The following is a 26,093-nucleotide window of genomic DNA, read 5'->3' on the forward strand; positions in this document are numbered from 1 at the left end:
GGCGTAACGCTGCTACACTCTAGGAAGATGGTTAAGGAGTCGCCTATGAAGATCAACGTTGAATTTGACCTGACACCGGATGAGTTTCGCCAATCACTAGGGCTGCCGGATGTTGAGGCGTTTCAGCAAAGCCTGCTGGAAAATATTCAGCGGCAAATGGAGTCAGGGGTGGATGGCTATGACCCTATGAGTCTAATGCGTCCTTTCCTGCAGCAGCCGATGATGCAACAAGGTCTCTCCCAAGGGTTAGCTAACTTTGGCACATATCAACAGATGATGTTGGACATGTTGCGTAAAGCGGGCTCCTCCGGCAGCGGTGCCGAACAGGATGACGGCACAGATCAAGGCGAGTCTCAAGAGGCTGCTAAGTCAGCAGCGTCAGGTAAAAGCGCATCAAGTGCGAGAAGCTCTAAAGCGAAAGCGACGGCTTCTTCGCGTTCTCGCGCTAAAGGGTAGAACTGTCATGTGAAATGTGTAGCGTTGTTGAGCGTGCTGCTAGGAATGTTGCAAAGCAGCATTGCAGCGTTTACTCTTTTTGCAGTGCAGCAATTTTGCCATGTGATGAGCCACTCCAGGCTCATGCCAAGGAACGAGAGACAGGAGCAGACACTATGCAAGATAAAATGATGGACGCCTTTAGTACCCAAACCCGCCAAATGTTTGAGCCAATGCGTAAGATGAACTCGCTGATGCTCAACAACATGGAAAAAATGACACAGTATCAGTTGGAAGCAATGAAACGCTACAGCCAAATGGGTACCGAGCGCATTCGTAGCGCGACGGAAATTGATGATGCAGAAAGCCTGCGTGATTTTGGCACCAAACAAGCCGAAATGATGAACGAGCTTTCTCAGCAAATGCAGGAAGATGCCCGTGTCATGGGTGAGATGAGCTTGCAGTTCAAATCCGAAATGGAAAAGCTGTTCAGTGAAGCTGGGCAGAAAATGAGCGAGCAAGCCACCTCTGCCACGAAAAGTGAACAGCCTGCGAAAGCGACTAGCCAGTCTTCACGTAAAAGCTAAACGCAACTATGTTCGCGGCGCCTTCAAGGCGCCGCGTTCTTTTGGATGATGTGCCTGGGCAGAGAATGCCAAGCAGGTGAGGGGAGAGTGAGTATGCTGTCAGGGTGGAAAATGCCGTCTCAAGGTGTTTCTCAAGAAGAGCTTGAAGCATGGAAAGTGCAGCTAAGCGATGTTGGTGAACAGTACAAAGGACTGCTTGAGGATTTACTGTCACGGATAGCACCCAGCGAAGCTGCTGACTCCGTCTACAGTGATATGCGCGAAAGCTTTGAAGCCGCCGCGCAATCGCTCATGAGTAACCCTAACCTGTTGTGGCAAACCCAATCGCGCCTTATGCAAGATCAGTGGCTGCTTTGGCAACAGGGTGTGCGCACTATGTCTGGTGAGCAGGTGACGCCATTGATAACGCCTGCTAAAGGCGATCGCCGCTTTAAAGACGAAGCCTGGACGCAAGAGCCTTACTACCTGGCGATTATGCAGCAGTATCTGCTGTTTTCGCAGATGGTAGAAGAACTCATAGAAGACCTGGATGGCCTAGACCCGACGCAAAAGCGCAATCTGGCGTTTTATGCTCGGCAGTTGGTAAACGCCATGTCGCCGACTAACTTCGTAGCGACTAACCCGGAAGTGATGCGCTGTACGTTGGAAACTCGCGGGCAGAACTTGGTGGATGGTTTGACACGTCTACGGGAAGACTTGGCGAACTCTGCCGAAGGTATCAATGTACGCATGACTGATCGAAGTGCCTTTGGTGTTGGCGATAACATTGCGGTTACCCCGGGTGCCGTGGTGTATGAAAATGAGCTGATTCAGCTGATCCAATACACCCCTACCACTGAAAAAACCTTTAAAACGCCACTGTTGATCGTGCCCCCATGGATCAATAAGTACTACATTCTCGATCTGCGAGAAGACAATTCGCTGGTTAAGTGGATGGTGGATCAAGGGCATACCGTATTCTTAATCTCCTGGCGTAACCCTGGACCAGAACAGCGTGACATCACGTGGGCTGATTACATGCAAATGGGCCCCATTAGCGCGATGGAGGCCATTGAGCAGGCGTGTGGCGAGAAGTCAGTCAACCTGTTGAGTTACTGTGTGGGCGGCACACTAACCGCCTCTACAGTCGCTTATCTAACAAGCACGCGGCGTGGTCGAAAAGTGAAGTCTGTTACCTATATGGCGACGCTGCAAGATTTCCGCGATCCTGGTGATATTGGCGTATTCCTTAACGAACGGGTGGTTGAGGGAATTGAAAACACGCTAGAAATGAAAGGCTATTTAGATGGCCGCTCAATGGCCTACACCTTTAATTTATTGCGTGAGAATGATCTCTTCTGGTCGTTCTACATCAATAATTACCTGAAGGGCGAAGTTCCCGCAGCGTTTGACCTACTGTATTGGAATACCGATGGTACAAACCTGCCAGCAGGTACGCATGCCTGGTATCTGCGCCATATGTACTTGGAAAATCGCTTGGTCGAGCCGGGTGGCATTGAGTTAGACGAGGTGAAGATTGACCTTCGTAAAATATCGGCCCCCTGCTATTTCGTATCGACGAAAGAAGATCACATCGCTAAGTGGAACAGTACGTATTATGGCGCGCTGCTGCCCAAAGGGCCGGTGACGTTTGTGTTGGGTGGCTCTGGCCATATCGCAGGCATTGTGAACCCACCCCATAAGAATAAGTATGGTTACTGGACTAACGATGCGCTGCCCGAAACCCATGATGCGTGGCAAGAAGGTTCGACCTTTAATGAAGGCTCCTGGTGGCCGCATTGGCAGGCCTGGGTAACAGAGAATGGCTATGCAGATCCTGATCCGGAAAAAATGGTGCCCGCGCGTCAGCCTGGAGAAGGTGAGCTAAACGTCATTGAAAGCGCTCCTGGGCGCTATGTAAAAATGACGATACCTGAAGTGTTAGGTGAGCTTCCCGCATCGTAATAACCATCTAATAATCAGCGAGTCATGCTGGGATGGTTAAACAGGCTGTTAATTAGTCTATTTCTCCAATAGTGGCGCGGCTAAACTTGGACTAAGCCGCGCAGTTTGACGCTAAAATTACTAACCGAGACGCTACTCATGCAGCCAACTGCACGTTTTTCATTGTCGCCGGCTTTTCCTGAGACCCACACTCAACACAGCCATGGAGCTTGCTGTTGTGGTTCACCATTGCTGCAGCGTTTCCATGAACGTGTGATGGCAGAAATAACCCGGCGCCAAATGATTGGGGGAACGGCTGCGGTGATGGCGCTTTTCGCAGGATTGCATGTACCTTTTGCTGTTGGGCAGCAGCCAAAATCCCACGATGGGCCGCTACTATTAACTAATTTAAGGCTGTTTGATGGCAGCGGTGGTCCGCTGCGTGATGGCGTATCAATCAGGGTGGTGGACGGCCGTATTGATGCGATTCTAGACGGCAGTGGTGAAGTGGAAGGTATTGATGTCATTGATTGTGGCGGTCGTGTATTGATGCCAGGTTTGATTGATGCCCATTGGCACACCACTTTAGCGGCCATCTCCCAAATGGAAGCCATGACCGCTGATATTGGCTATGTGCACTTGGTGGCAGCAAGAGAAGCAGAGCGAACCCTGATGCGCGGCGTTACTTCGGTGAGGGATGTTGGGGGACCGGCGTTTGCGCTAAAGCGTGCTATTGATGAAGGTATTGTGAATGGCCCTAGGGTATTTCCTGCAGGGGCGATGATTTCCCAGACGTCGGGACATGGTGATTTTAGAATGCGCCATGATATACCTCGTGGAAGCACAACACCGCTAAGTGAAGCAGAACGTCAGGGAGTCGCAGTAATTGCGGATGGTGAGGCTGAGGTACTCAGGCGCACGCGTGAGCAGCTGATGCTAGGGGCGTCTCAGATCAAGTTGATGGCTGGCGGTGGAGTAGCGTCACTCTATGACCCTTTAGACAGTACTCAATTTACGGAACGAGAACTACGCGCAGCGGTTGAGGCTGCCGATGATTGGGGCACCTATGTGATGGTGCATGTGTATACATCACGTGGTATCCAGCGCGCTCTGCGGGCTGGTGTTAAGTCGATCGAGCATGGCCAATTAGCAGATGAAGAATCGGTAAGAATGATGGCTGGAGAGGGGGCGTGGTGGAGCCTTCAGCCTTTCCTGCAAGATGAAGATGCCAACGTGTATCCTGATGCCGCGCGCCGAGAGTCTCAGCGCCAAGTGGCTGAAGGTACCGTTCGCGCTTATGAAATGGCGCAGCGGTTTAATGTGAAAACTGCCTGGGGTACAGACATTCTCTTTAGCCCTAAAAACACCCCGAATCAACTTCGGCATTTGGCAAAGTTAACGCGCTTTTATGATCCGCTAACAGTGTTGGCAATGGCAACAGGGCATAACGGTGATTTGTTGTCACTTTCAGGTCCTCGTAATCCTTATCCTGGTGTACTTGGACGCATTGAACCAGGTGCACTAGCTGATCTCCTAGTCGTAGATGGCGATCCAGGTCGCGATCTAGATTTTCTAAACGATCCAGAGAGCAATCTTCGAATGATTATGAAAGGTGGGCGAATTTATAAAGAGCAGCTATAAAAACGCTGAATATAATTTTTAAAAATTTTCTTTCAAAGCGATATTTTATTACTTGGTGATAAGTGCCTGAATAAAATTAAGCGGGCACTTATCATCGGTAACCACTGGTTCGATAGTATCTACATTCTTGCAACGTATGCATAAGCACTTGGCTGCTCGGATGTTGTCGGAGGGAGCTTTAGCTTTGGTTAGACACTTCGACGATGATTCAACTGATTTGCATGGCTTCGCAAGGGCGGCTACGCCGCCCCTGCCCGCTGGAAACGGCCTTAACGCTTGCGTATCAAGCCCGGTAACAGTAGCAGGCCAGCGAATAGCCATGCAGGCCAACTCCCCGTGCGGGTAAACGGTGTTGTTCCTTCCATGGCGTAAAATTCGCTAATAAGGTAGGTGGTTTCAAATTGCGCTGCGCTATCTACCAACTCGCCATGGGGATTAATAATCGCGGTAATGCCGTTGCTGGTAGCGCGCACGACATAACGACCATTCTCTAGCGCGCGCAGACGGGCCATTTGCAAGTGTTGGTGTGGGCCAATGGAAGCGCCAAACCAAGTGTCATTGGATACCGTCACAATCACGTCGCTGTCTGCTGCGCGGCGTGCCACCAACTGTGGGTAGATAATCTCATAGCAAATAGCGTTGCCAATTGTTACACCGGCGGCCTGCATGGGCGTTTGTTCTGAGGCGCCTTTAGAAAAACTCGACATTGGTAGATCAAAGAAGTCGATAGCACCCCGTAACACACTTTCAAGCGGCAAGTATTCGCCAAACGGCACGAGGTGCTCTTTTTGGTAGCTGCCCTCTACGTTGCCAACACCAATCACACTATTGAAATAACGGTTGTCCTTGTCGAGTTGAACAATGCCGGTTAATAGCGCGGTGCTTGGCGGTAAGTTGGCTTGTACGCGCTCTAACACCGGGCGAGCTTGGTTGTCGATCATTGGCAGGGCGGTTTCGGGCCACAGAATGAGATCGGCATCATCCGCGACACGGCGGGTTAAATCACTATATGTATTGGCTGCTACGCGCTGGCCTTCGGGGGTCCACTTTAATAGCTGGGGTAGATTACCCTGAAGTAGCGCAACGCGCGTGGGCTCGCTTGCTGGCGTCGTCCAGAGTGAGGGTAGGGCCAACGGAACGAGCCAAATAGCGGCTAATGGCAGCGCTGCCCACCATTGGCGTCGCAGCAGTTCAGCGCCTAAGGTGCCTGTGAGCACTACCAGCAGGGAAAGTAAGTAAACGCCGCCTACTGGTGCCCAGTTGGCCAGCGGTGAATCCACGTAGCTGGAGCCAACCAGTAGCCACGGAAAGCCGGTAAACAGATAAGTACGTAGTACTTCCCCCAGCACCCATGCCCCTGCAAAGCTAGCCAGTGCCCAGTGCGGGCTGCAAAAACGTCGATAAAGCCAAAACGTGCCTGCAAAAAAGAGTGCTAATACAGACACAAATAGAGCGGTCAGAAATACCGCCAGGGGAACGCCGGTATAGCCGTAATCGTGAATGGATACATACACCCAAGAAGTGCCGCTGGCAAAGAGCGCTACGCCGTATAGCCAGCCTTTTAGTGCTGCCTGAGCGGGACTTAAGGTATGCAGGCCAACATAAAGCAGGCCGATGGCGATGGGTCCTAGCCACCATAATTCAAACGGTGAAGCGGTAAGCGTCGTGAAACCACCGGCCACGAGGGCAGCCAGCAGCTGAAGTGCAAAGGTGGGCGTCAACCCCATGGTGATATCCTATCGGCAGGTTGAAGTGGTCGGTTGACTAGCCGTCGCTGTCGTCGCCATCGGTAGTATTTTCACTGGCGTCATCGCGATAAGCTTCCAGCAACCGAATGCGCCGATTATCGGCATTAAGAATGACGAACCGCCAGCCGCCCAGGCTAGTATGTTCGCCACGGCCTGGTAAGTGGCCAAATTGTTGCATCACAAGGCCGCCCACGGTATCGAATTCGTCATCAGAAAATTCGCTGCCAAAGCGTTCGTTGAAGTCTTCAATCGGTGTGAGAGCACGAATGGCGAAGTGGCCATTGTCCAGCGTGCGGATATCGTCCTCTTCATCGGTATCATGCTCATCTTCGATATCCCCGACGATCTGCTCCAGAATATCTTCGATAGTAATAATACCAGCCGTGCCGCCGTACTCATCTACCACGATTGCCATGTGATTGTGGGTATCACGGAATTCTTTCAGCAAGCTGTTTAGGCGTTTGGACTCGGGAATAAACATTGCCGGGCGCAGCACGTCTTCCAGCTTAAAGGCATCACGGCTTTCTTGCGTTTGAGAGAGCAGGGGGAGCAAATCTTTAACCAGTAAAATGCCTTTTACATCGTCAAGATTCTCGCCAATAACCGGATAGCGGGAGTGCCCTGTTTCCTGAATCAATGGCAAGTAGCCATCGCTGGTTTGATCAAGGGTAATTGCCGACACTTGAGAGCGCGGAATCAATATTTCACGCACTTGCTGATCGCTGATTTCAAGAGCTCCTTCAATAATCATAATAGCGTCTTGATCTAGCTTTAGTTTCCCTGCGGTGTGGCGTAAAAACGTCATTAGCTCATCGCGCGAGCTAGGTTCGTCATTGTCTCCGGAAAGGGCGCCAAAGAGTTTCTCGAGCCAGGATTTTTGATTTGAGTTGCTCGATCGGTCTTCGCTCATTGCGTCTAATCTCTCTATTACGTGCAAATAGTGACTTGCAAATAGTTGTGTGCAAACAGTACGTCAAAGCACTACTTAAAAACAGCTATGTGAAGATGACTACGGGTAAACAGTCTGTCGTTTTATCACTGAGTCGGGGGATACACCACCCGAAAAGCAATTATCGGCCAGGTTAACAGCTTACTCGTGATACGGATCAGGAATATCGAGAGTGGCAAGAAGCTCGCGCTCTAACTGCTCCATCTCTTCCGCTTCCTGCTCTTCAATGTGGTCATAGCCCATTAAGTGCAGTGTGCCATGCACCACCATGTGCGCGTAATGATGCTCAAGAGGCTTCTGCTGTTCACGGGCCTCATGGGCAACGACGGCATGGCAAATAATCAGGTCGCCAAGTAACGGTAAACAAACGCCGGGAGGGTTCTCAAAAGGAAATGAGAGCACGTTGGTTGATTTATCGTTACCCCGATAATCTCGATTGAGTGCTTGGCTTTCTGCTTCATCCACAAAGCGAATCGTCAGCTCTAAGCGCTCATCATCGGGGTGGCGTGAGAAGACACAGCCCACCCAGTGGGTGAGCTGCTCAAGGGTGGGAAGCAACGGCTCATTGATGGCCGCCTGGCGGTCAATCACGATGTTACTCATCGAGGTGCCTCTCCTGCGCGTTCAAGTGCTTGCATGCGGGCTTCGCGCTCCTGTTGGCGAGCTTCACGGCGAGCGCGCTCTTGCACTTCCTGCTGCGACTCAAACTCGTCATAGGCTTCGATGATCCGCTGAACCAACGGGTGACGCACAACGTCTTTCGCAGCAAAGTGGGTCACGCCGATGCCAGGGGTTTCCTTCAGAACATCCAGCACCTGTGAAAGACCAGAACGCTGTCCGCGAGGAAGGTCTACCTGGGTAATATCGCCGGTAATCACCGCCGTTGAGCCAAAACCAATCCGTGTCAGGAACATCTTCATCTGTTCCGGCGTGGTGTTTTGGCTTTCGTCCAGAATGATGTAGGAGTTATTCAGCGTACGCCCACGCATATAGGCCAGCGGGGCAATCTCGATCACTTGACGCTCAATGAGCTTAGCGACCTGTTCGAAGCCGATCATCTCGTACAGTGCATCGTAGAGCGGGCGGAGGTAAGGGTCGATTTTCTGGGCAAGGTCGCCAGGTAGAAAGCCAAGCTTTTCGCCTGCTTCTACCGCTGGGCGAACTAACAGAATGCGCCGCACTTCCTGCTGATTTAGTGCTTCTACCGCCGCGGCAACCGCCAAGTACGTTTTTCCCGTACCGGCAGGCCCAATACCGAAATTGATATCGTGCTCGCGAATGCTTTGTACGTAGCGCTGCTGATTAAGGCCGCGAGGCTTAATCATGGTGCGCGGCGTACGCATAATCACGTCATCGCTGTTGATGTCGCTATCATCCTCTTCTTCTAGCGCTTCTAAGCCAGATTCCTGAAGGAAGAGGTGAACTGTGTCTGCTTCTAGTTCTTCTGCCGCAGTTTCACGGTAAAGGTGCTCAAGCACGTTAGCAGCGGCTTTGATCCGGTTAGCGGCGCCGGCCAGCTGAAACACGTTGCCACGGTTGCGCAACGTCACGTCCAGGCGGCTCTCAATCAGCTTTAGATGCTCGTCCTGTTGGCCGCAGAGGCTAGCAAGGCGCTGCGGATCATTGGGTTCAAGGCTTAGGGTGATAATGCGATTGGCCTGAGGTGATGGCTGGCTCAAGAGTAAGAAACCCATTAGTTGATGTATGTGAGACTCAGCTTACTGCCCCGGCGATGCCGGGGCAATTACCTAGGATAAGTGAGCAGTTAATAACGCTCTGGAGAGGCGAGATCGCCGCGCAACGAGTTGGGCAGCGCTTCGGTAATCTCCACGTCTACAAAGTAGCCGATCAGTTCTGTTGGGTTGGCTGCCCGGAAGTTAACCACGCGGTTATTTTCGGTGCGCCCAGAGAGCTGGCCCGGGTCTCGCGGTGAGAAACCGGATACCAGAACTCGCTGGGTCGTGCCCACCATGCGTCGGCTGATCTGCGCTGCCTGCTGTAGAATTCGCTCCTGCAAAATGGCGAGACGCTGTTTTTTGACACTTTCCGGCGTTTCGTCCGGCAGGCCGGAGGCTGGTGTGCCCGGGCGTGCCGAGTAAACAAAGCTAAATGAGTGATCAAAGCCGATGCGATGAATCAGGTCCATCGTTGCTTCGAAATCCTCTTCGGTTTCGCCAGGGAAGCCGATGATAAAGTCAGAAGAGAAGCTAATATCCGGGCGGTTGGCGCGAATACGCTCCATCTTCTCGATGTACTCTTCTGCGGTATGGCCGCGCTTCATCGCACTTAAGATACGGTCAGAACCTGACTGTACCGGTAAATGTAGGTGACTCACCAGTTCCGGGATGTCGGCAAACGCATCTACCAGGCTATCCGTAAATTCCACCGGGTGAGAGGTCGTAAAGCGCACGCGATCAATGCCATCTACTGCAGCGACGCAGGCGATTAGCTCGGCAAGGTCGATCTCGTCGCCCTCGTCATTTTCACCGCGATAAGCGTTCACGTTCTGGCCAAGCAGGTTAATTTCTCGCACCCCTTGATCGGCTAAGTGAATGACTTCATCAATAACCGATTCAAAGGGGCGAGAGACTTCCTCACCGCGGGTATAAGGCACGACACAGAATGTGCAGTATTTCGAGCAGCCTTCCATGACAGAAACAAAAGCGGTTGCGCCATCAGATTTTGGCTGCGGCAGGTGATCAAACTTTTCAATTTCTGGAAAAGTGACATCGACCGCAGCAATCTGATTGTTATTGCGCGCGTCCAGCATTTTTGGCACGCGGTGAAGCGTTTGTGGGCCAAAAATCATATCGACAAAAGGCGCGCGCTTACGCAGCGCTTCACCTTCTTGGCTTGCCACACAGCCGCCGACACCAATCACGAGGTCTGGATTGGCGTCTTTTAGCTTTTTCCAGCGACCCAATTGATGAAACACCTTGTCCTGCGCTTTTTCGCGAATAGAGCAGGTGTTCAACAAGATAACGTCAGCTTCTTTTTCGTTATCGGTCAATTCCAGCTGGTGAGATTCGCCGAGCAGATCTGCCATCCGCGAGGAGTCGTACTCGTTCATTTGGCAGCCGTGCGTTTTGATAAAGAGCTTCTTCGCCATCGGTACCTGTCATCTATGAGTCGTCGGGGGACGAGGGATGAATGAAAACATGAATGCAATCGTAATGGGCAGTGTAACGTACAGCCATTGAATGGCGTCATTATACGGACACAAGAAACCCGGGGCTAGCCGTTCACCTATAATCGATACTTGACCCGAGCGTTTCTATCAGTATACTACGCACCGTGTTTGAGCAGTTCCTCGATAGCTCAGTTGGTAGAGCAAATGACTGTTAATCATTGGGTCGCAGGTTCGAGTCCTGCTCGAGGAGCCAACATACTGAAGTAAGTTATATGAATGCTTTCAGTGGCTTCGCTCAAAACACAGCAGCAAAATGTAATGTTCCTCGATAGCTCAGTTGGTAGAGCAAATGACTGTTAATCATTGGGTCGCAGGTTCGAGTCCTGCTCGAGGAGCCAAATTGCTGTTCTGCTTTAATTACCGCCTACGGTAAATGTTCCCCGATAGCTCAGTTGGTAGAGCAAATGACTGTTAATCATTGGGTCGCAGGTTCGAGTCCTGCTCGGGGAGCCACTCTGTTTTTTATCTTCCAGCTTTGCTTTTCTCGTAAGCATTACCTACGTTGCCGCCAGCTTATATCGAGCGATTGACATCTCAATGCTTTATTTATGATAACACTCAGTGCCCTCTGGCATTTGGGTGATTTTTTGTGCCTCTCGGTTGGCGGACGTATAGACTGTTTTGGATACTCATTATTTGGGAAGGTGCTCGTGGGAAAAGCTGCCGGTTTGCATGCGCTACAGGTATTTAAGTGTCTAAGTGACGAAACGCGGTTAATGCTGGTGCTCTTGATCGCCAAAGAGCAATCGTTGTGTGTGTGTGAAATGACCTATGCGCTAGAGGAGTCGCAGCCTAAAGTGTCGCGTCATTTAGCCCAGTTGCGTCAGTGTGGATTGCTAATCGATCAGAGGGAGGGGCAGTGGGTATACTATCGCTTGTCGCCTGATCTGCCAGACTGGGTGCGGGCTACTATTGACGCTGGCGCCGAAGGTAGCGCAGTACGTCTCCAGGCGCTAGTCCTGCGGCTAGCGAAAATGGGCGACCGACCGGCACGGCGGGCAGCACTATGCTAATAACTAGCCAATAAAAAAAACGCCGACCTTTGCTTTAGGTCGGCGTTCGTTAGTTAGCGCTTAGTAATTCGTTTAACGCTTAGCCATGCGTTGTGCGCCCTGAAGATGGGCGTAGTCGAGTAAGATTTCGGCGGCTTCTAGTACATGGGCGCGATCAACCGGCATGTCTTTATCCTTATCCTCCTCGTTAGCAGCGTCTGCTTCACTACCTTCGGACTGCGAATTATCGCTGCGCGCATCCATCCATTCATCCAGCTCTGGCAGGTTCAAAGCGCGACGGCGTTGGTTTTCAAGTGAAAGCTGTTCAGCTTCTTGAGCTTCTAGCTCTCGTTGGCGCTGTTCGCGGTTCAGGCTGACGCTGGTGTGCTGTTCGCGTAGCTGGCGAGCCAAGGTGGACTGGCGCTCTAGATAGCGGAAGTTAGGATTCTCGTTGGCACGTTCTTGGTGTTGAGAAGTCAGTGCGGCGAGGGTGTTTTCTGGGTCGCCATAGCGGCGGTATTGAACGTTCTGCACGGTGTCCCAAGCAAGAGCATTATCTAGACTGCTTTCACCAATGCGTTCTGGGTCAATCAGGCTGGGGAATATAATGTCGGGTTCAACACCGCGGTTTTGGGTGCTATCACCTGAAATACGGTAAAACTTGGCACGGGTAAGCTTGATTTGACCATGGCTAAGATCATTGAGCGTTTGTACGGTGCCTTTGCCAAAGGTGGGGGCGCCTACCACAATGCCGCGGCCATAATCTTGAATAGCGCCAGCAAAAATCTCTGATGCTGAAGCGGAAAGACGGTTAACCAGTACGGTTAGTGGCCCGTCGTAAGTCGTGCCTGCGTCGGTGTCGCCGTAGAGCTGAATGCGACCTTGGGCATCACGAACCTGTACGGTTGGGCCTCGGTCAATAAACAGGCCTATCAAGGAGTTGGCTTCTTGAAGTGCGCCACCGCCATTATTGCGAAGATCTAGGACAATACCTTCAATGCCTTCTTTCTTGAGGCTTTCAATTTCTCGAGCGACGTCGCGGGTGGTGCTGCGATACTCATCCTCACCGGCTTGCCAGGCATCGAAGTCGACGTAGAACGTCGGAATGTTAATCACGCCAATGCGATGAGGTTTGCCGTCTCGCTCAATGTTTATCACTTCGCTATGCGCTGCCTGATCTTCCAGGCTGACTGTGTCGCGAGTAATTTCAACAATTTGTGAACGGGTCATGTCCACTGCTTGGGCAGGCACCACGTCCAGACGTACAACGGAGCCTTTAGGACCGCGAATCAGGTCGACGACGTTGTCCAGGCGCATGCCTACCACATTGACCATGTCGCCTTCTTCTTGGCCCACGGCAATAATTCGGTCGGCGGGTTCAAGCACGCCCGCTCGGTCGGCAGGGCCACCGGGAACCAGGCTGGAGACCTTAACGTATTCGCCATCAGCTTGAAGTAGTGCGCCGATACCCTCAAGTGAAAGGCTCATTTGAATATCAAACGATTCGCTTTGACGAGGGGAGAGGTAACTGGTGTGAGGGTCGATAGTGCTGGAGGCTGCCGCCATGATTAACCCAAAGACGTCTTCAGACTCTGACTGACGCAAGCGGGATAGTTGCCCTTCATAGCGCTGGCGCAGATTGTTTTCTATCTGCTCGTCATCTTGGTCGGTTAGAGCAAGCGTCAGTGCATCGTTTTTGAGCCGTTTGCGCCATAGTTCGTCTAATTCACTTTCGCGGGTTGCCCATGGGGCATCTTTGCGATCAACCTCTAAGCGCTCGTCGCTATCGAATTCGAATGAAAGCCCTTCATCAAGACGTTCTAGCAACCACTCTAGGCGAGCGGTGTGGCGTTCGCTGAGGCGATTATAAAGTGCAAATGCATCGTCAAGGTCACCGTCGAAAAGTGCTTCTGCCATGTCGCGCTCTAAGTGGCGATAAGGCTCTATATCGCGGCTCAATAGGTAGGAGCGCTGGCCGTCCAGAATGTCTAGATAGCGTTGGAAAGCTTCCGCTGACCACTGCTCGTCGAAGTTAATATCGGCATAATGCCCATAGCGAAGTGAATCCGCTATTTCCTCTGCCGCTTGGCGTTGTTCGTCGGTCGGCTCAAGTTGCGCCAGCGCTGCTGGGCTGGCAATGACCAGCATCACAGCAAGGGCGACCGAGCGCGAAAACGTTGCAAACAAGCTCATCAGTCAAGCTCTCCCGGATTTGTGTACACTTATTCTTCCCTAGACCCGCAGATAGCCTATGAGTTGCGTAGGCCGAGGGAGCATTGTAGCAGGTCATTTAGCCTGTGATACTCAATCATTACTGTTATGAGGATTTCTATGTCCGAAGCTTTCAACGCGGACCGTGTAACGCGGCTATGTGATTTTCTGCATCAATCGCCTACGCCCTGGCATGCGACTCGCTGTATGGCGGAGCGTTTGGAGCAGGCGGGCTTTGTGCGTCTTGAGGAGACGGCTAACTGGCAGCTTGAGCCGGGCAAGCGCTATTACGTGACGCGCAATGATTCGTCAGTGATTGCATTTCAACTGCCTGCTGAGAAGTTAACCAGCCTACGCATGTTGGGTGCGCACACGGACAGCCCGGGGCTGCGTTTAAAGCCCAATGCCACCCAGTATGCCGCGGGATGGATGCAGTTGGGGGTGCAAGTATATGGTGGTGTGTTGTTAGCCCCGTGGTTTGATCGCGACTTGGGGTTGGCAGGGCGTGTGCATGTACGTCACGCCGATGGTCATTTAGAAAGTGTGCTGCTAAATGTGGACCGGCCGATTGCCATGGTGCCTAGTTTGGCGATTCATTTAGACCGCGATGTAAACGCTGGGCGTGTTATTAACCCACAAACGCAAATGTCGCCTGTTGTGATGCAGAGTGATAGCGCGCAGCTTAGCGACTTATTGGCTGATTGGTTGGAAGAGCAGCATGGCCTGCGCGCTGTGGAAGTCGTTGACTTTGAGTTAGGGTTTTATGACGTACAACCGCCATCGTTGGTAGGGTTGCGTCAGGAGTTGGTCGCCAGTGCGCGGCTAGATAACTTACTGTCGTGTTTTGTGGGGCTCGAGGCGATGCTGGCGTGTGATGCTAGCCAGGGGGCCTTATTGGTTGCTAATGACCATGAAGAGGTGGGTAGTGCCAGTGCCTGCGGTGCTCAGGGGCCTTTCTTAGGTGATGTGCTGAAGCGTTTAAATGCCCAGGTAGGTGGTGCGACTGAAGAGTCGCTGATTCAGCTGATTCAGTCATCGCTTATGATTTCATGCGATAACGCTCATGCTTTACACCCGAATTTCCAAGACAAGCACGATGAACGTCATGGCCCTGCAATTAATGGTGGCCCAGTTATTAAGGTAAATGCTAATCAGCGTTATGCCACTAACAGTGTAACGGGGGCGCTGTTTCGGGATGTGTGTCGTGAGGCAGATGTGCCCGTACAGTCGTTTGTTACTCGTTCAGATATGGGTTGTGGTAGCACTATCGGGCCGATTACGGCTACTGAGGTGGGCGTGCCGACGATTGATGTAGGGCTTCCTCAGTGGGCAATGCATTCAGTTCGCGAAACAGCAGGTACCCGAGATGTTGATTATTTGACCCAGGCGTTGACGGTGTTTTTGAATCGTTCTGATTTGTGCTGAGTACATTGCTGATCAATAACGAAAAAAGCCCGCTGACTGAGTCAGCGGGCTTTCAATATTCGTGTGGTGGCTACGCCCTGATTTGAACAGGGGACCCCATCATTATGAGTGATGTGCTCTAACCAGCTGAGCTACGTAGCCATTCAACGGGGGCGAATATTACTCAGTAGCCCGTCGTTCGTCAAGTGTTTCTTTTTTTGTTTATCAAGCGGCAGCTGATCAGACGTTAAAACGGAAATGAATAACATCGCCATCTTTAACGATGTAATCCTTACCTTCTAAGCGCCATTTGCCAGCATCTTTAGCCCCTTGCTCGCCATTGAGGGCGACAAAGTCTTCGTAAGCAACCACTTCCGCGCGGATAAAACCTTTCTGGAAATCGGTGTGAATCACGCCAGCGGCTTCTGGGGCGCTGGCGCCTTCTTTCACTGTCCAGGCGCGGACTTCTTTAACGCCAGCGGTGAAATATGTTTGTAGGCCAAGCAGGGCATAGCCTGCGCGAATGACGCGATCAAGCCCTGGCTCTTCCATGCCCATTTCTGATAGGAACATGCTACGTTCTTCGTCATCCAGCTCGGCAATCTCAGCTTCTAACTGGTTACATACCGGCACCACTGCAGCGCCTTCTTCTGCCGCAATCTCATTAACGATATCCAGGTAGGGATTGTTCTCGAAGCCATCCTCGTTAACGTTGGCAATGTACATGGTGGGCTTGAGCGTTAAGAAACCGAAGCTCTTAATCTGGCGCTTCTCATCTTCATCAAGACCAAAGCTACGCAGCGGCATACCTTCAGCGAGATGTGGCTGAATGCGGTCAAGAATGGCCTTGGTGGCAGTGGCATCTTTGTCGCCGCCTTTCACTGCACGAACGAGGCGTTGGCTGGCTTTTTCGACGGTATCCAGGTCGGCAAGTGCCAGTTCCAAGTTGATGGTTTCAATATCTGCCCGTGGGTCCACTTGGTTGGCAACGTGGATTACGTTGTCATTATCAAAGCAGCGTACGACATGGGCGATCGCCTGGGTTTCGCGAATATTGGCCAAGAACTTGTTGCCCAAGCCTTCGCCTTTGGATGCCCCGGCGACTAAGCCTGCGATATCGACAAATTCCATTGTTGTCGGCAGCACTTTTTGTGGCTTGACGATCTCCGCAAGCTTATCAAGTCGCGGGTCAGGCATTGGTACGATGCCTACGTTCGGCTCAATGGTGCAGAATGGGAAGTTTTCTGCATCAATACCTGATTTGGTCAGCGCATTAAAAAGCGTGGATTTGCCTACATTAGGTAGGCCGACGATACCGCAGTTAAAGCCCATAAATTACTTCCTGGCCGCTAGGGCAGCGCAACAAGGGAAGCGTCTGCCAATATTGAAAAAAGGGCGTGCTAGAACGCCTGATTATAAAGGTGCTTATTAAGTGTGCTGCTATTTTACGCTATGAAGGCGGTTCATGGCTTTAGCCCAGTCGCCAGAGAGTGCAAGTGGTAGCGTAGCTAGGCACTCATCCAAAGCGCTTTCAATGGCTTCCCGTTCGGCTTTGCCGGGTCGGCCTAGCACATAGTTAACGACCTGACGTGCTTCTCCTGGGTGGCCAATGCCAATTCTTGCCCGATGAAACTGCTTCTGGTTGCCTAAGGCGCTAATAATGTCTCGCAAGCCGTTATGACCGCCATGGCCACCGCCGGTCTTATAGCGTGCCTGTCCTGGCGGAAGGTCTAGCTCATCATGAGCAACCAGTAAATTGTCAGGCGTTAGTTTGAAAAACTGTGCAAGCGCTGCGACGGCAGCACCGCTACGATTCATAAAAGTAGTGGGGTTGAGAAGGTGCAGTTCATGGTCGCCAACACGTGCTTTGGCGTACAGGCCCAAAAATTTCTTTTCCGGGCGAAGCTCTGTGTGCGCACTGCGTGCAATGGCGTCTACCAGCCAAAAGCCCGCATTATGGCGAGTTGCATCGTAATCTGCACCGGGGTTTCCCAGGCCAATAATGGCCGTTACCTGGCTCATTGTCCCACCTCATAAAAATTTCTAGACGAAATTTTCGACGTCATGTCAGGCCGCAAAAAAAAATCAAGCGCCGAAGCGCTTGATTTTATCATTCCTGAGCCATGCAGGCATGACCCAGGTGGCACTGAAAAGCATCAGTTGGCAGCGCCGAGAGCTAGCGCTTTACTCAGCGCTGGACTCTTCTTCGCCTTCACCTTCGCTCTCTTCATCATCACCGCCACGTACTTTTACTTTGGTGATGCTTAGAACGGCGTTGTCATGCTCTTCACCGTGAGATAGGTCAACAGACGTAACGCCTGCAGGCAAGGTCAGGTCAGACAGGTGAAGGGTGGTGCCCAGCTCGACGTTGCTGATGTCAACTTCCAGGAAGTCCGGAAGATCTTTCGGCAAGCAGCTAATGGCTACTTCATTGGCCAGGACGTGCAGTTCGCCGCCTTGATCTTTGATGCCGACACACTTCTCTTCGCCAACGACGTGCAGCGGCACGTTCATGGTGATTTCGTGAGTAGCGTCAACACGCAGGAAGTCAGCGTGGGTTAACAGCGGCTTGAATGGGTGACGCTGTAGGTCACGAACAACCACTTGCTCTTCAGTACCGTCGATGACCAGTTTGATCACCGAAGAGAAGAAGGACTCGTCTTCAATCGCTTTGTAGAAAGCAGTTTTTTCTACAGAGATAGACTGAGCGCCTTTTTCACCGCCATAAACAACGGCCGGTACTTGTTGGTTCGCACGACGCAGGCGGCGGCTCGCACCTTTCCCCAGGTCGTTACGAACGCTGGCTTTCAGGATAAAATCAGACATTTAATTTGCCTCTTGGTTTAAGTAAGGAAACGCCGCCGACCGCGACCAGACGACGACGCTTCCAGGGCCCCAATAGGGGGCTACTACGTCAGGCGATTAGTGGAACATCGCGCTAACGGATTCTTCGTTGCTGACTCGACGGATGGCTTCCGCGATGAGTCCGGCAACGCTCAGCTGGCGAATTTTTCCGCTGCGACGGGCAGTGTCGGAAAGCGGAATGGTGTCGGTCACGACAACCTCGTCCAGCACCGAGTTGGTAATATTGTCGACGGCAGGGCCAGACAATATCGGGTGTGTTGCATAAGCGACAACGCGTGCTGCGCCGTGATCTTTTAGCGCTTCGCCAGCTTTGCAGAGCGTGCCAGCGGTATCAATCATGTCATCGACAACCACACAGGTGCGGCCTTCGATTTCACCGATGATGTGCATTACCTGGGCCTGATTGGCCTGGGGGCGACGCTTATCAATAATGGCAAGATCAGCGTTAAGCTGTTTGGCGATAGCGCGAGCGCGCACAACGCCACCGACATCGGGAGAAACCACAACAAGGTCGTCATAGTTCTGGCGCTCGATGTCGTCCAGCAAAATGGGCGAGCCGTAAACGTTGTCAACCGGTACGTCGAAGAAACCTTGAATTTGGTCAGCGTGCAGATCCATCGTCATAACGCGATCAACGCCAGCTTTTACCATCATATCAGCAACAACTTTTGCTGAGATGGGAACGCGAGCTGAACGGACGCGACGATCCTGGCGTGCATAGCCAAAATAGGGAACGACTGCCGTAATACGGGCAGCTGAGGCGCGACGCAGGGCGTCCACCATCAAAATCAGTTCCATCAGGTTATCGTTCGTGGGGGCACAGGTGGATTGCAGGATGAACACATCCTTACCACGCACGTTCTCATTGATCTCGACCGCGATTTCGCCGTCGCTAAATTGACCGACCGTAGCATTACCCATACGGCTGTCTAAGCTCTCGGCAATCTTTTGAGCGAGTTCGGGATTGGCATTCCCGGTGAAAACCATCAATTTTGACACGCGCAGCCACCTTTGCAGTGTTGGGGATCAGGGGAGAAAACGCAGATCATAATTAGGTTGGCTGGGGTACCAGGATTCGAACCTGGGAATGCCGATACCAAAAACCGGTGCCTTACCACTTGGCGATACCCCAGCAATAAACCTAATGCGATGACCGGGCGCTTTCAGCGGCCCAGAGCATCTTGTAGGGGAGAGGTGTTGAGTCCGCGCGCTACCCATGAATGCCAATATTGACCTGCCATATGTGCGACGGCTTGCGCGGCTTGCTGTGAATCGAAAGCCGCAAACAAGCAGGCGCCGGTACCGGTCAACCGACTAGGTGCATGCTGCGTGAGCCAGTCTAATGCTTCCGCAATTGGCGGATAGCGTTTTTTGACGATAGCTTCGCAGTCGTTACGCCACTCCGGCGCTCCCCCCTGCAGTGCGCGCGCCATAGTAATGGGGAGGCTGTCGCGTGTCAATTCCGGGTCTTGGAAGATTGCTGGTGTTGAGACGCTAACACCTGGATGGATGACCACGAACCAGGGCGTATCTAGCGTGACAGACGTAAGCTTTTCGCCAACGCCTTCCGCCCAAGCGCTGTGACCGTGAACGAATACCGGGACATCGGCACCTAGTGCCAACCCTAGTTTTGCAAGCGCTTCTCTACTTAGTCCTAGTTGCCATAGGTGATTCAACCCGACCAGGGTGGTCGCTGCATTAGAGCTTCCACCGCCAAGACCGCCTCCCATCGGCAGATTTTTTTCGATGGTGACTGAGACGCCTTGCTGAATGCCGCTTGCCTGTTGCAACAATTGTGCTGCACGTACAATTAAATTGTCGTTATGGGCAACGCCACTAAGGGTGTTGGAAAGCGTAATGGCGCTGTCAGTGCGTGGCGTGAAGGTAAGGTAATCACACAAATCGATAAACTGAAAAAGCGTTTGCAGCTCGTGATAGCTGTCTTGACGACGGCCTACGATATGCAACATGCGGTTTAGCTTAGCGGGAGCAGGCAGTGTCAACGCCGAGGGTGTTGCAGGCATGTGATCTCTCTACTGATCTAGGAGTCCGAGTTAGTGGATTGCCACTGATTGACGACCAGGGTGATGCGCAGGTCGCCGTAGTTCATCACTAGTCGGCGAGGCAGCCACATGCCCTCTACTTGCTCCCAATCGCGGTAGTCGATCTCCCAACCATCTTGCTGTAAGTGGTTAGGGAAGCCGAGTTCGTCTGATTCCAACTGGTAGCTGGCGTGCTCGCCCGGTAGGCCTCGTACCCAGTTAGGCATGGCGCGAACCGGCAATGACCAGCCAAGTTGCTCTTCCATTAATGCTTCCGGTGTTTCGGCTTCAAAGCGACCATCGCTAGTGGTTAGCGAAAAGCGCCCTTCGCGACCTTCTAGCACACTGCGTCCGCCGCCAAAGGGGCCACTGATTAGCATGCGGAAGTAGTGGGGGTGTTGATTCCAGTCTAGGTTGGCGCTGGTATTTTCCTGGGGGGTGCGCAGCCCTGCTTTGCCCACGAGTGTCCAGGTATCGAAGGCTTCAACGTCGGCTTGCTGGCGCTCCCATTGTCCAGCCTGACGTCCGCCATCGTCTACAGGCGCTTGGGTGGCGCATCCGGCCAGCGTTAACAGGGCAATACCGGCCAGTAACAAGCGAGTTGAGCGCCTGCAGATTGATAAACGGCTCGCGGGCAGGGAATTGGTCAACATAAACTGGCTCCATGTCAGTACTGCGTAAACTATCTTTCATAAGGGCATGCTTTCATAAGGGCATGCTTTTATAAGGGCATGCCGTATTAGGGCGTGCTTAACGGTGTTAGTTCAGGATGGCGCTCAAGTAAGTCATCAATTTGCGGGTGATAGCTTGCCCGTTGAAGAATGCGCTCAATAAGCTGGCGTGCTTCTTCACTGCGCCCTAGGGCATGAAGAACTTCGGCTAAATGAGCGGCAATTTCTTGATCAGGCACTTGTGCGTAGGCGCTCTCTAACCACGCAAGTGCATTGTCAGGCTGGCCGAGCCGGAAATAGACCCAGCCCATGCTGTCGAGTATTGCAGGGTTGTTGGGATCTGCTTCATAGGCACGCTCAATCAAATCACGTGCTTCTTCAAGACGACCCTGGAGGTTCAGGTCGGCAAGCGTGTAGCCTAATGCGTTTAATGCATCTGCATTATCAGGTTCGGTATGCAGTATTTGGCGCAGATCGCGCTCCATCGCTTCAATATCGCCCGTTTCCCACGCGCGCATTGCCCTTAAATAAAGCAGGCTGGTGTCATCTGGCGTACGAGCCAGCTCTCTATCAAGTAGTGCCATGGCATCTTCTTGCAGATTAAATTCATCCAGTAGCTGTATTTCTAGCATTACCAGCTCGCCGAAGTAGTCGTCATGGCGCATTCGCTCAACACGCAGCATAGCGCGAGCATCTAGCAGGCGATCATTTTCAATCAGCATACGTGCAGCGGCGGCTCGGGCCGGAAGAAACTCGTTGCCGTCTTGTACTTGCCGATAATAAAGCAGCGCGTTATCGACTTCTCCTTGGGATTGGGCAATGGCCCCCAATAAGAAGTAGGCAGTGTTAGGTACGCGTTCCTGACCAATCAGAGGTTGCAGTAATCGATACGCTGGCTCGCTATGGCCTTCTTCCAAATAGAGTTGGGCGAGAGCAATACGTAATTCTTCGTTACCACCATGCGTTTCTAACAACGTAGTGGTGTGTGCTTCCGCAGCGGTAATGTTGTTCAGGCGAATTTCAGCTTGGGCTAACATTAATATAAAACGGACATCATCGGGCGCTAAATCTAGCCCCCTTTGAGCGGCGTTCTGAGCACCACGATGATCTCCAGTCTCTAATGCTAGGCGCGCCTTAGCAAGCCACAAAGCGGCAGATTCAGGTGACAGCTGCGTTACTTGATCCAGATGCTGTTGCGCTTGACGTGTTTGCCCTAGTGCTGACTCGATCAGTGCGGCGCCAAGTAAAACATCGCTGTGGAATTCATTTTGCTGAGCGCCAGGCTGGGCAAGATAATCGCGCAATGGCTGGATTAATAGGTTCAGTGGCGCCTCTTCGGCCACAGCTGCCTCAGAAAAAGCGGCTATTTCGCCATTGCCCCCTGCTTCAGTGATCGCCAGACGCTGCTCTAAGCTGTCCAGCCAGTCTCCGCGTTGCAATGAGAGGGTTGCCAGCAATCTGTTCGGCAGCTCTGCTTGAGGGGCTAATTCACGCCAACGTATCGCGGAGGCTTCCATTAATGCGACATCATTGCCAAAGCGCGCTGCAAAGGTGGCGCGCTCGGCTAACGCAGGGTTGCGATAGCGCCGGGACGCTTCCAGATAGCCTTGGCTGGCGTAGCGATAATCGCCCCGTTGGCCAGCAAGTTCTGCTGTCAGCAGCGAGCGAAGACCCTCAGCATCCAGCCCGCGAGTAATCGGCGGTGCTGATTGCATGGGATCGTAAGCATCATTTTGAACCCCGTTATCAAAGGAAGACGGGGAAAGCTGGCAGCCGCCCAGTAGTAGCGTTGCGGCCAAGGGCAGTAAGGGTAAACCCAGTAACGATAGGGGGTGACCCAGTAGTGTCGCGCGAAGGGGCATGCGTCTCTCGATCAGGTGGCCGAGTGCTCAGCATAGCGGCTTGGTTGCCTGCGGCAAAGTGGTGTGCGCCAGAACATGCTGTGCTGTGATAGAATATTACACCTTGAAAACGGGGTGAGGTGGTGCAATCCATGGTGTCTACTCATAGTATCTACTTATAGTTCATAGTATCTACTCATAGTTCATCGTATCTACCTACCCACTCTTTAGACTTGCTATAGCAAGCTCCAGACATTCAGATCGACAAGTGACGTGACGACCGATCCACTAGCGAAGACGCATAACGCATGACGCTTCTTGCCCTGGGAATAAATCATCGTACCGCCAGCGTGGCCGTACGTGAGCAGGTTGCATTTACGCCAACGCAGCTGGAAAGCGCGTTGACGGAACTGCGTAACCTGCCACAAATCAGCGAAGCGGCTGTGCTTTCGACGTGTAACCGTACCGAGCTTTATTGCGTGACGGATGCCGCCGGTGAGCATGCCGTGCTGGATTGGCTTGGGCGCTTTCATAATTTGCGCGTCGAAGAGCTTTCCCGCTGTGCTTATCATTATCTTGACAACGATGCTGCGCGTCATCTGATGCGTGTCGCCGTTGGCCTGGACTCTATGGTGCTGGGCGAACCACAAATACTCGGTCAGTTAAAAGATGCTTATCAGCAGGCCCGCCAAGCCAATGGGTTGGGGGGTGAATTGGAGCGGTTATTCCAACACACCTTCGCGGTAGCCAAACAAGTGCGCACGGAAACGGGCATTGGCAAAAATCCAGTGTCGGTCGCGTATGCTGCTGTCAGTATGGCTAGCCGTATTTTTGATGATTTTAGCCGTGCCAGAGCGCTTTTGATCGGGGCGGGAGAAACCATTGAACTGGTAGCGCGCCATCTTCATGAAGCCGGTGTGCGGCATCTTACGGTAGCCAATCGTACCCGGGAACGCGCTGAGCAAGTGTCTGCTCCTCTGGGTGGTTCTGCTATTACACTGCCAGAAATACCGGAGGCATTAGAGCAGGCTGATATCGTTATATCCTCCACGGCTTCTCCGCTGCCGATCCTAGGGAAGGGGATGGTAGAGCGTGCGCTGAAAAAGCGCCGCCATCGACCGGTGTTTATGGTGGATATCGCTGTGCCCCGTGATATCGAGCCAGAAGTAGGTGAGCTTGCAGATGTCTTCCTTTATACCGTTGATGATTTGCAAGAGGTCATTGAAGAGAATCGTCGTCACCGTCAAGTTGCCGCTGATCAGGCTGAATCACTCATCGAGCACGGGGTGGGTAGTTGGCAGCATGAGCGTCGAATCCGCAATGGCGGCGAAATTATTCGCGACTATCGACGTCACGGAGAGGCCATTCGAGATCATTCTCGTGAGCAAGCTCTTGAGCGATTAGCCAAGGGTGAAGATCCTGCCAAGGTGATTGAACGTCTAGCTCACCAATTGGCGAATCGGTTAATGCACCAGCCCACGCTTGCCTTGCGCGACGCTGCATCCCAAGAAAATAACGAGTTGCTGAATGCCGCGCCCAATATACTACTGCCTGCTAAGCCTGCCTTTGAGCAACCAGTGGCCGCGGTAAAATGCCAGAAGGATGATACACCCGCATGAAAGAGACTTTGCGCCAACGTCTAGATAGCTTTTCCGACCGTTTTGAAGAGCTGGCAATGCTGCTGTCTGACCCTGAAGTGATTAATAATCAGCAGCGTTTTCGCGACTACTCCCGTGAGTACGCGGAATTAGAAGAGCTGGTCGCCGCCTGGCAGCGCTACGGCGAGGTAGAAAAAAGCATCGAAGAAGCCGTGCAGTTAAGTCGCGACAGCGACCCCGATATGCGCGAGCTGGCGGAAATGGAAATCAGTGAGGGGCGTGAGAAACTTGAAGCCCTGGATAGTGAGCTGAAACGCCTGCTAGTGCCTAAAGATCCCGATGATGGTCGCGGTGTTTTCTTGGAAGTGCGTGCTGGTACGGGCGGCGATGAAGCCGCTATTTTTGCGGGTGATCTGTTTCGCATGTACTCACGTTATGCGGAAAAGCGTGGCTGGCGCGTTGAAGTTGTCAGTGCAAGTCACGGCGAGCAGGGCGGTTACAAAGAAGTTATTTCTCGTGTGAAAGGCGATGGTGTCTATGCGCGCTTGAAATTTGAATCTGGCGCGCACCGCGTACAGCGCGTGCCCGCGACGGAATCGCAAGGCCGGATACATACGTCCGCCTGCACGGTGGCGGTCATGCCTGAAGTGGACGACGTGGGCGATATCGATATTAATCCCTCTGATTTACGCGTTGATACCTATCGCTCCAGTGGCGCGGGCGGTCAGCACGTCAACACCACAGACTCCGCTATTCGTATTACTCACTTGCCTACAGGCGTCGTGGTGGAGTGCCAGGAAGAGCGCAGTCAGCATAAAAACCGTGCAAAGGCGATGTCGTTGCTGGCAGCCAAGCTCAAACGCAATGCGGTTGACTCGCAGCGCCAAGAGCAAGCAGACGCTCGCCGTTCATTGGTCGGTTCAGGGGATCGTAGTGAACGAATCCGGACTTACAATTTTCCCCAGGGTCGGATTACCGACCACCGTATTAACCTGACACTCTATAAACTAACGGAAGTCATTACGGGTGAGCAGCTTGATGATGTCATTGAACCGCTCATTCACGAATATCAAGCAGAGCAGCTTTCGGCCCTTCAGGACGCCTAATGAGCTTTGATGTTGTGACTTTCGATGCGCTTTTACGACGAGCGGCGACTCGTCTGCAAACGGTAGGTTCGCCTTCCCCTAGAATTGATGCCGAGGTACTGCTCAGCCACGCAACAGGGCATGACCGTACTTGGCTGTATACCTGGGGAGATTGTGAGTGCCCCCTTTGGGAGCAAGCACGATTTGATGCGTTGGTGGCGGCACGTGCCCAGGGAATGCCAATTGCCTATCTGACCGGTGAACGAGAATTTTGGGGGCTGCGGCTGGCAACATCGCCAGAAACGCTGATTCCACGCCCTGATACCGAAACCCTGGTTGAGGCTGTCCTAATGCGTGCCAAGGCGAGGGCGGGGAGGTTGCTGGATCTTGGCACTGGCACTGGCGCTATTGCACTTGCGTTTGCCAGCGAGAAACCTAACTGGCAAGTAATAGGGGCGGATATTCGCCCAGAAGCAGTGGCGCTCGCAACGCGCAATGCACAAGCGCTGAAGATCGATAATGCTCGGTTCGTAATTAGCGATTGGTTTAGCGCGTTCGCTCAGCCCCCTCAAGCGGTTGCATTCGATATTATTGTTAGTAACCCGCCCTATATAGCTGCCGACGACCCACATTTGCGGCTGGGTGATGTGCGTTTTGAGCCATTATCGGCACTAGTGGCCGATGCTGACGGGATGGCGGATTTGCTGCATTTGATTAGCACTGCTTGTGGCTACCTTTCCGATGGCGGCTGGCTTGCCCTAGAGCATGGTTATACGCAAGCGACCAACGTACGCACTGCGTTAGTGCGTGCTGGCTTCCAAAACGTTGAAAGTGTGCAAGACGTTGGAGGTCATGAACGGGTTACCCTGGGGCACCTTTAATAACTGCCTGATTCATCAGTATTGGATCCT

Annotated in this window: 22 protein-coding genes and 5 tRNA genes; 12 read left to right on the plus strand and 15 right to left on the minus strand. The window is 52.6% G+C overall.

Annotated features, from left to right (window positions below; all coding sequences use genetic code 11):
- The first annotated feature begins 45 nt into the window (after nucleotides 1-45).
- From ACN06F_RS05570 to ACN06F_RS05585, 4 genes are all read left to right on the plus strand, one after another.
- On the plus strand, nucleotides 46-456 hold the full coding sequence (locus tag ACN06F_RS05570; protein WP_038482657.1) for a hypothetical protein: 411 nt from the start codon (nucleotides 46-48) through the stop codon (nucleotides 454-456).
- A gap of 155 nt (nucleotides 457-611) precedes the next feature.
- Nucleotides 612-1,022: a phasin family protein gene (locus ACN06F_RS05575; RefSeq protein WP_038482660.1), complete on the plus strand. Its 411-nt coding sequence runs from the start codon at nucleotides 612-614 to the stop codon at nucleotides 1,020-1,022.
- 93 nt (nucleotides 1,023-1,115) lie between these two features.
- Nucleotides 1,116-2,966 (plus strand): class I poly(R)-hydroxyalkanoic acid synthase, encoded by a 1,851-nt coding sequence (phaC, locus tag ACN06F_RS05580; protein ID WP_120385474.1) that lies wholly within the window; start codon nucleotides 1,116-1,118, stop codon nucleotides 2,964-2,966.
- A gap of 255 nt (nucleotides 2,967-3,221) precedes the next feature.
- Entirely contained in the window at nucleotides 3,222-4,586 is a 1,365-nt protein-coding gene (locus ACN06F_RS05585; RefSeq protein WP_433924822.1) for an amidohydrolase family protein, read from the plus strand.
- 269 nt (nucleotides 4,587-4,855) lie between these two features.
- On the opposite strand, the gene lnt is transcribed toward ACN06F_RS05585, so the two are convergent.
- From lnt to miaB, 5 genes are all read right to left on the minus strand, one after another.
- Nucleotides 4,856-6,313 carry an apolipoprotein N-acyltransferase gene (lnt, locus tag ACN06F_RS05590; protein WP_433924823.1) on the minus strand — a complete coding sequence of 486 codons (1,458 nt, stop codon included), beginning with the start codon at nucleotides 6,311-6,313 and terminating at the stop codon, nucleotides 4,856-4,858.
- 37 nt (nucleotides 6,314-6,350) lie between these two features.
- Entirely contained in the window at nucleotides 6,351-7,244 is an 894-nt protein-coding gene (locus tag ACN06F_RS05595; RefSeq protein WP_038482680.1) for an HlyC/CorC family transporter, read from the minus strand.
- 180 nt (nucleotides 7,245-7,424) lie between these two features.
- A complete protein-coding gene (gene ybeY / locus ACN06F_RS05600; RefSeq protein WP_038482683.1) occupies nucleotides 7,425-7,886 on the minus strand; it encodes an rRNA maturation RNase YbeY in 462 nt (153 codons plus the stop codon).
- Nucleotides 7,883-8,962 (minus strand): PhoH family protein, encoded by a 1,080-nt coding sequence (locus ACN06F_RS05605; RefSeq protein ID WP_095602826.1) that lies wholly within the window; start codon nucleotides 8,960-8,962, stop codon nucleotides 7,883-7,885. The genes ybeY and ACN06F_RS05605 overlap by 4 nt, the downstream gene beginning before the upstream one ends.
- Nucleotides 8,963-9,048: 86 nt before the next feature.
- Complete coding sequence (miaB, locus tag ACN06F_RS05610; protein ID WP_038482686.1) at nucleotides 9,049-10,392, minus strand: tRNA (N6-isopentenyl adenosine(37)-C2)-methylthiotransferase MiaB; 1,344 nt, start codon at nucleotides 10,390-10,392, stop codon at nucleotides 9,049-9,051.
- A gap of 198 nt (nucleotides 10,393-10,590) precedes the next feature.
- Here miaB and ACN06F_RS05615 point away from each other — a divergent pair.
- The 4 genes from ACN06F_RS05615 (at nucleotide 10,591) to ACN06F_RS05630 (ending at nucleotide 11,486) form a co-directional block, all read left to right on the plus strand.
- A tRNA-Asn gene (locus tag ACN06F_RS05615) sits at nucleotides 10,591-10,666 on the plus strand.
- Nucleotides 10,667-10,735: 69 nt separating this feature from the next.
- Nucleotides 10,736-10,811, plus strand: a tRNA-Asn gene (locus ACN06F_RS05620).
- 39 nt (nucleotides 10,812-10,850) lie between these two features.
- Nucleotides 10,851-10,926, plus strand: a tRNA-Asn gene (locus tag ACN06F_RS05625).
- A gap of 197 nt (nucleotides 10,927-11,123) precedes the next feature.
- The gene (locus tag ACN06F_RS05630; protein WP_038482690.1) at nucleotides 11,124-11,486 is read left to right on the plus strand and encodes a metalloregulator ArsR/SmtB family transcription factor; all 363 of its coding nucleotides are present in this window, start codon (nucleotides 11,124-11,126) and stop codon (nucleotides 11,484-11,486) included.
- Nucleotides 11,487-11,558: 72 nt separating this feature from the next.
- Here ACN06F_RS05630 and ACN06F_RS05635 read toward each other — a convergent pair whose 3' ends face one another.
- The gene (locus ACN06F_RS05635; RefSeq protein ID WP_198350187.1) at nucleotides 11,559-13,658 is read right to left on the minus strand and encodes a carboxy terminal-processing peptidase; all 2,100 of its coding nucleotides are present in this window, start codon (nucleotides 13,656-13,658) and stop codon (nucleotides 11,559-11,561) included.
- Between the two features lie 138 nt (nucleotides 13,659-13,796).
- Between ACN06F_RS05635 and ACN06F_RS05640 the strand changes: the two genes are divergently transcribed.
- Nucleotides 13,797-15,101 carry a M18 family aminopeptidase gene (locus tag ACN06F_RS05640; protein WP_038482696.1) on the plus strand — a complete coding sequence of 435 codons (1,305 nt, stop codon included), beginning with the start codon at nucleotides 13,797-13,799 and terminating at the stop codon, nucleotides 15,099-15,101.
- Nucleotides 15,102-15,165: 64 nt separating this feature from the next.
- Here the strand turns inward: ACN06F_RS05640 and ACN06F_RS05645 are convergent.
- The 9 genes from ACN06F_RS05645 to ACN06F_RS05685 form a co-directional block, all read right to left on the minus strand.
- Nucleotides 15,166-15,242, minus strand: a tRNA-Met gene (locus ACN06F_RS05645).
- A 78-nt stretch (nucleotides 15,243-15,320) separates the two neighbouring features.
- A complete protein-coding gene (gene ychF, locus ACN06F_RS05650) occupies nucleotides 15,321-16,412 on the minus strand; it encodes a redox-regulated ATPase YchF (protein WP_038482699.1) in 1,092 nt (363 codons plus the stop codon).
- 108 nt (nucleotides 16,413-16,520) lie between these two features.
- Nucleotides 16,521-17,102, minus strand: a complete 582-nt coding sequence (gene pth / locus ACN06F_RS05655) for an aminoacyl-tRNA hydrolase (protein WP_433924824.1) — start codon at nucleotides 17,100-17,102, stop codon at nucleotides 16,521-16,523.
- 162 nt (nucleotides 17,103-17,264) lie between these two features.
- Entirely contained in the window at nucleotides 17,265-17,906 is a 642-nt protein-coding gene (locus ACN06F_RS05660; RefSeq protein WP_095602305.1) for a 50S ribosomal protein L25/general stress protein Ctc, read from the minus strand.
- A gap of 96 nt (nucleotides 17,907-18,002) precedes the next feature.
- A complete protein-coding gene (locus ACN06F_RS05665; RefSeq protein WP_009722639.1) occupies nucleotides 18,003-18,944 on the minus strand; it encodes a ribose-phosphate pyrophosphokinase in 942 nt (313 codons plus the stop codon).
- Between the two features lie 58 nt (nucleotides 18,945-19,002).
- Nucleotides 19,003-19,077: transfer RNA gene (locus ACN06F_RS05670), tRNA-Gln, on the minus strand.
- Nucleotides 19,078-19,108: 31 nt separating this feature from the next.
- Entirely contained in the window at nucleotides 19,109-19,969 is an 861-nt protein-coding gene (ispE, locus tag ACN06F_RS05675) for a 4-(cytidine 5'-diphospho)-2-C-methyl-D-erythritol kinase (protein WP_433924825.1), read from the minus strand.
- A gap of 17 nt (nucleotides 19,970-19,986) precedes the next feature.
- Nucleotides 19,987-20,640, minus strand: coding sequence for a lipoprotein insertase outer membrane protein LolB (gene lolB, locus ACN06F_RS05680; RefSeq protein ID WP_038482713.1), 654 nt, complete (start codon nucleotides 20,638-20,640; stop codon nucleotides 19,987-19,989).
- An 86-nt stretch (nucleotides 20,641-20,726) separates the two neighbouring features.
- Complete coding sequence (locus tag ACN06F_RS05685) at nucleotides 20,727-22,520, minus strand: tetratricopeptide repeat protein (RefSeq protein ID WP_433924826.1); 1,794 nt, start codon at nucleotides 22,518-22,520, stop codon at nucleotides 20,727-20,729.
- Between the two features lie 287 nt (nucleotides 22,521-22,807).
- Between ACN06F_RS05685 and hemA the strand changes: the two genes are divergently transcribed.
- The 3 genes from hemA to prmC are packed head-to-tail and all read left to right on the plus strand — an operon-like array spanning nucleotide 22,808 to nucleotide 26,063.
- Entirely contained in the window at nucleotides 22,808-24,118 is a 1,311-nt protein-coding gene (gene hemA, locus ACN06F_RS05690) for a glutamyl-tRNA reductase (protein WP_231658576.1), read from the plus strand.
- Nucleotides 24,115-25,203: a peptide chain release factor 1 gene (gene prfA / locus ACN06F_RS05695; protein WP_083002389.1), complete on the plus strand. Its 1,089-nt coding sequence runs from the start codon at nucleotides 24,115-24,117 to the stop codon at nucleotides 25,201-25,203. Before hemA ends, prfA begins: the two co-directional genes overlap by 4 nt.
- Before the next feature lie 14 nt (nucleotides 25,204-25,217).
- Nucleotides 25,218-26,063, plus strand: a complete 846-nt coding sequence (gene prmC, locus ACN06F_RS05700; RefSeq protein ID WP_433925105.1) for a peptide chain release factor N(5)-glutamine methyltransferase — start codon at nucleotides 25,218-25,220, stop codon at nucleotides 26,061-26,063.
- Nucleotides 26,064-26,093 lie beyond the last annotated feature (30 nt).

It is taken from the genome of Vreelandella sp. 21 (genome assembly GCF_050995515.1).
In the GTDB taxonomy this organism is placed as follows: domain Bacteria; phylum Pseudomonadota; class Gammaproteobacteria; order Pseudomonadales; family Halomonadaceae; genus Vreelandella; species Vreelandella alkaliphila.

Coding starts and splice junctions, on each gene's coding strand:
- ACN06F_RS05570 (WP_038482657.1), top strand. CDS start 46: ATGAAGATCAACGTTGAATTTGACCTGACACCGGATGAGTTTCGCCAA.
- ACN06F_RS05575 (WP_038482660.1), top strand. CDS start 612: ATGCAAGATAAAATGATGGACGCCTTTAGTACCCAAACCCGCCAAATG.
- phaC (WP_120385474.1), top strand. CDS start 1,116: ATGCTGTCAGGGTGGAAAATGCCGTCTCAAGGTGTTTCTCAAGAAGAG.
- ACN06F_RS05585 (WP_433924822.1), top strand. CDS start 3,222: ATGGCAGAAATAACCCGGCGCCAAATGATTGGGGGAACGGCTGCGGTG.
- lnt (WP_433924823.1), bottom strand. CDS start 6,313: ATGGGGTTGACGCCCACCTTTGCACTTCAGCTGCTGGCTGCCCTCGTG.
- ACN06F_RS05595 (WP_038482680.1), bottom strand. CDS start 7,244: ATGAGCGAAGACCGATCGAGCAACTCAAATCAAAAATCCTGGCTCGAG.
- ybeY (WP_038482683.1), bottom strand. CDS start 7,886: ATGAGTAACATCGTGATTGACCGCCAGGCGGCCATCAATGAGCCGTTG.
- miaB (WP_038482686.1), bottom strand. CDS start 10,392: ATGGCGAAGAAGCTCTTTATCAAAACGCACGGCTGCCAAATGAACGAG.
- ACN06F_RS05635 (WP_198350187.1), bottom strand. CDS start 13,658: ATGAGCTTGTTTGCAACGTTTTCGCGCTCGGTCGCCCTTGCTGTGATG.
- ACN06F_RS05640 (WP_038482696.1), top strand. CDS start 13,797: ATGTCCGAAGCTTTCAACGCGGACCGTGTAACGCGGCTATGTGATTTT.
- ychF (WP_038482699.1), bottom strand. CDS start 16,412: ATGGGCTTTAACTGCGGTATCGTCGGCCTACCTAATGTAGGCAAATCC.
- pth (WP_433924824.1), bottom strand. CDS start 17,102: ATGAGCCAGGTAACGGCCATTATTGGCCTGGGAAACCCCGGTGCAGAT.
- ACN06F_RS05660 (WP_095602305.1), bottom strand. CDS start 17,906: ATGTCTGATTTTATCCTGAAAGCCAGCGTTCGTAACGACCTGGGGAAA.
- ispE (WP_433924825.1), bottom strand. CDS start 19,969: ATGCCTGCAACACCCTCGGCGTTGACACTGCCTGCTCCCGCTAAGCTA.
- lolB (WP_038482713.1), bottom strand. CDS start 20,640: ATGTTGACCAATTCCCTGCCCGCGAGCCGTTTATCAATCTGCAGGCGC.
- ACN06F_RS05685 (WP_433924826.1), bottom strand. CDS start 22,520: ATGCCCCTTCGCGCGACACTACTGGGTCACCCCCTATCGTTACTGGGT.
- hemA (WP_231658576.1), top strand. CDS start 22,808: ATGACGCTTCTTGCCCTGGGAATAAATCATCGTACCGCCAGCGTGGCC.
- prfA (WP_083002389.1), top strand. CDS start 24,115: ATGAAAGAGACTTTGCGCCAACGTCTAGATAGCTTTTCCGACCGTTTT.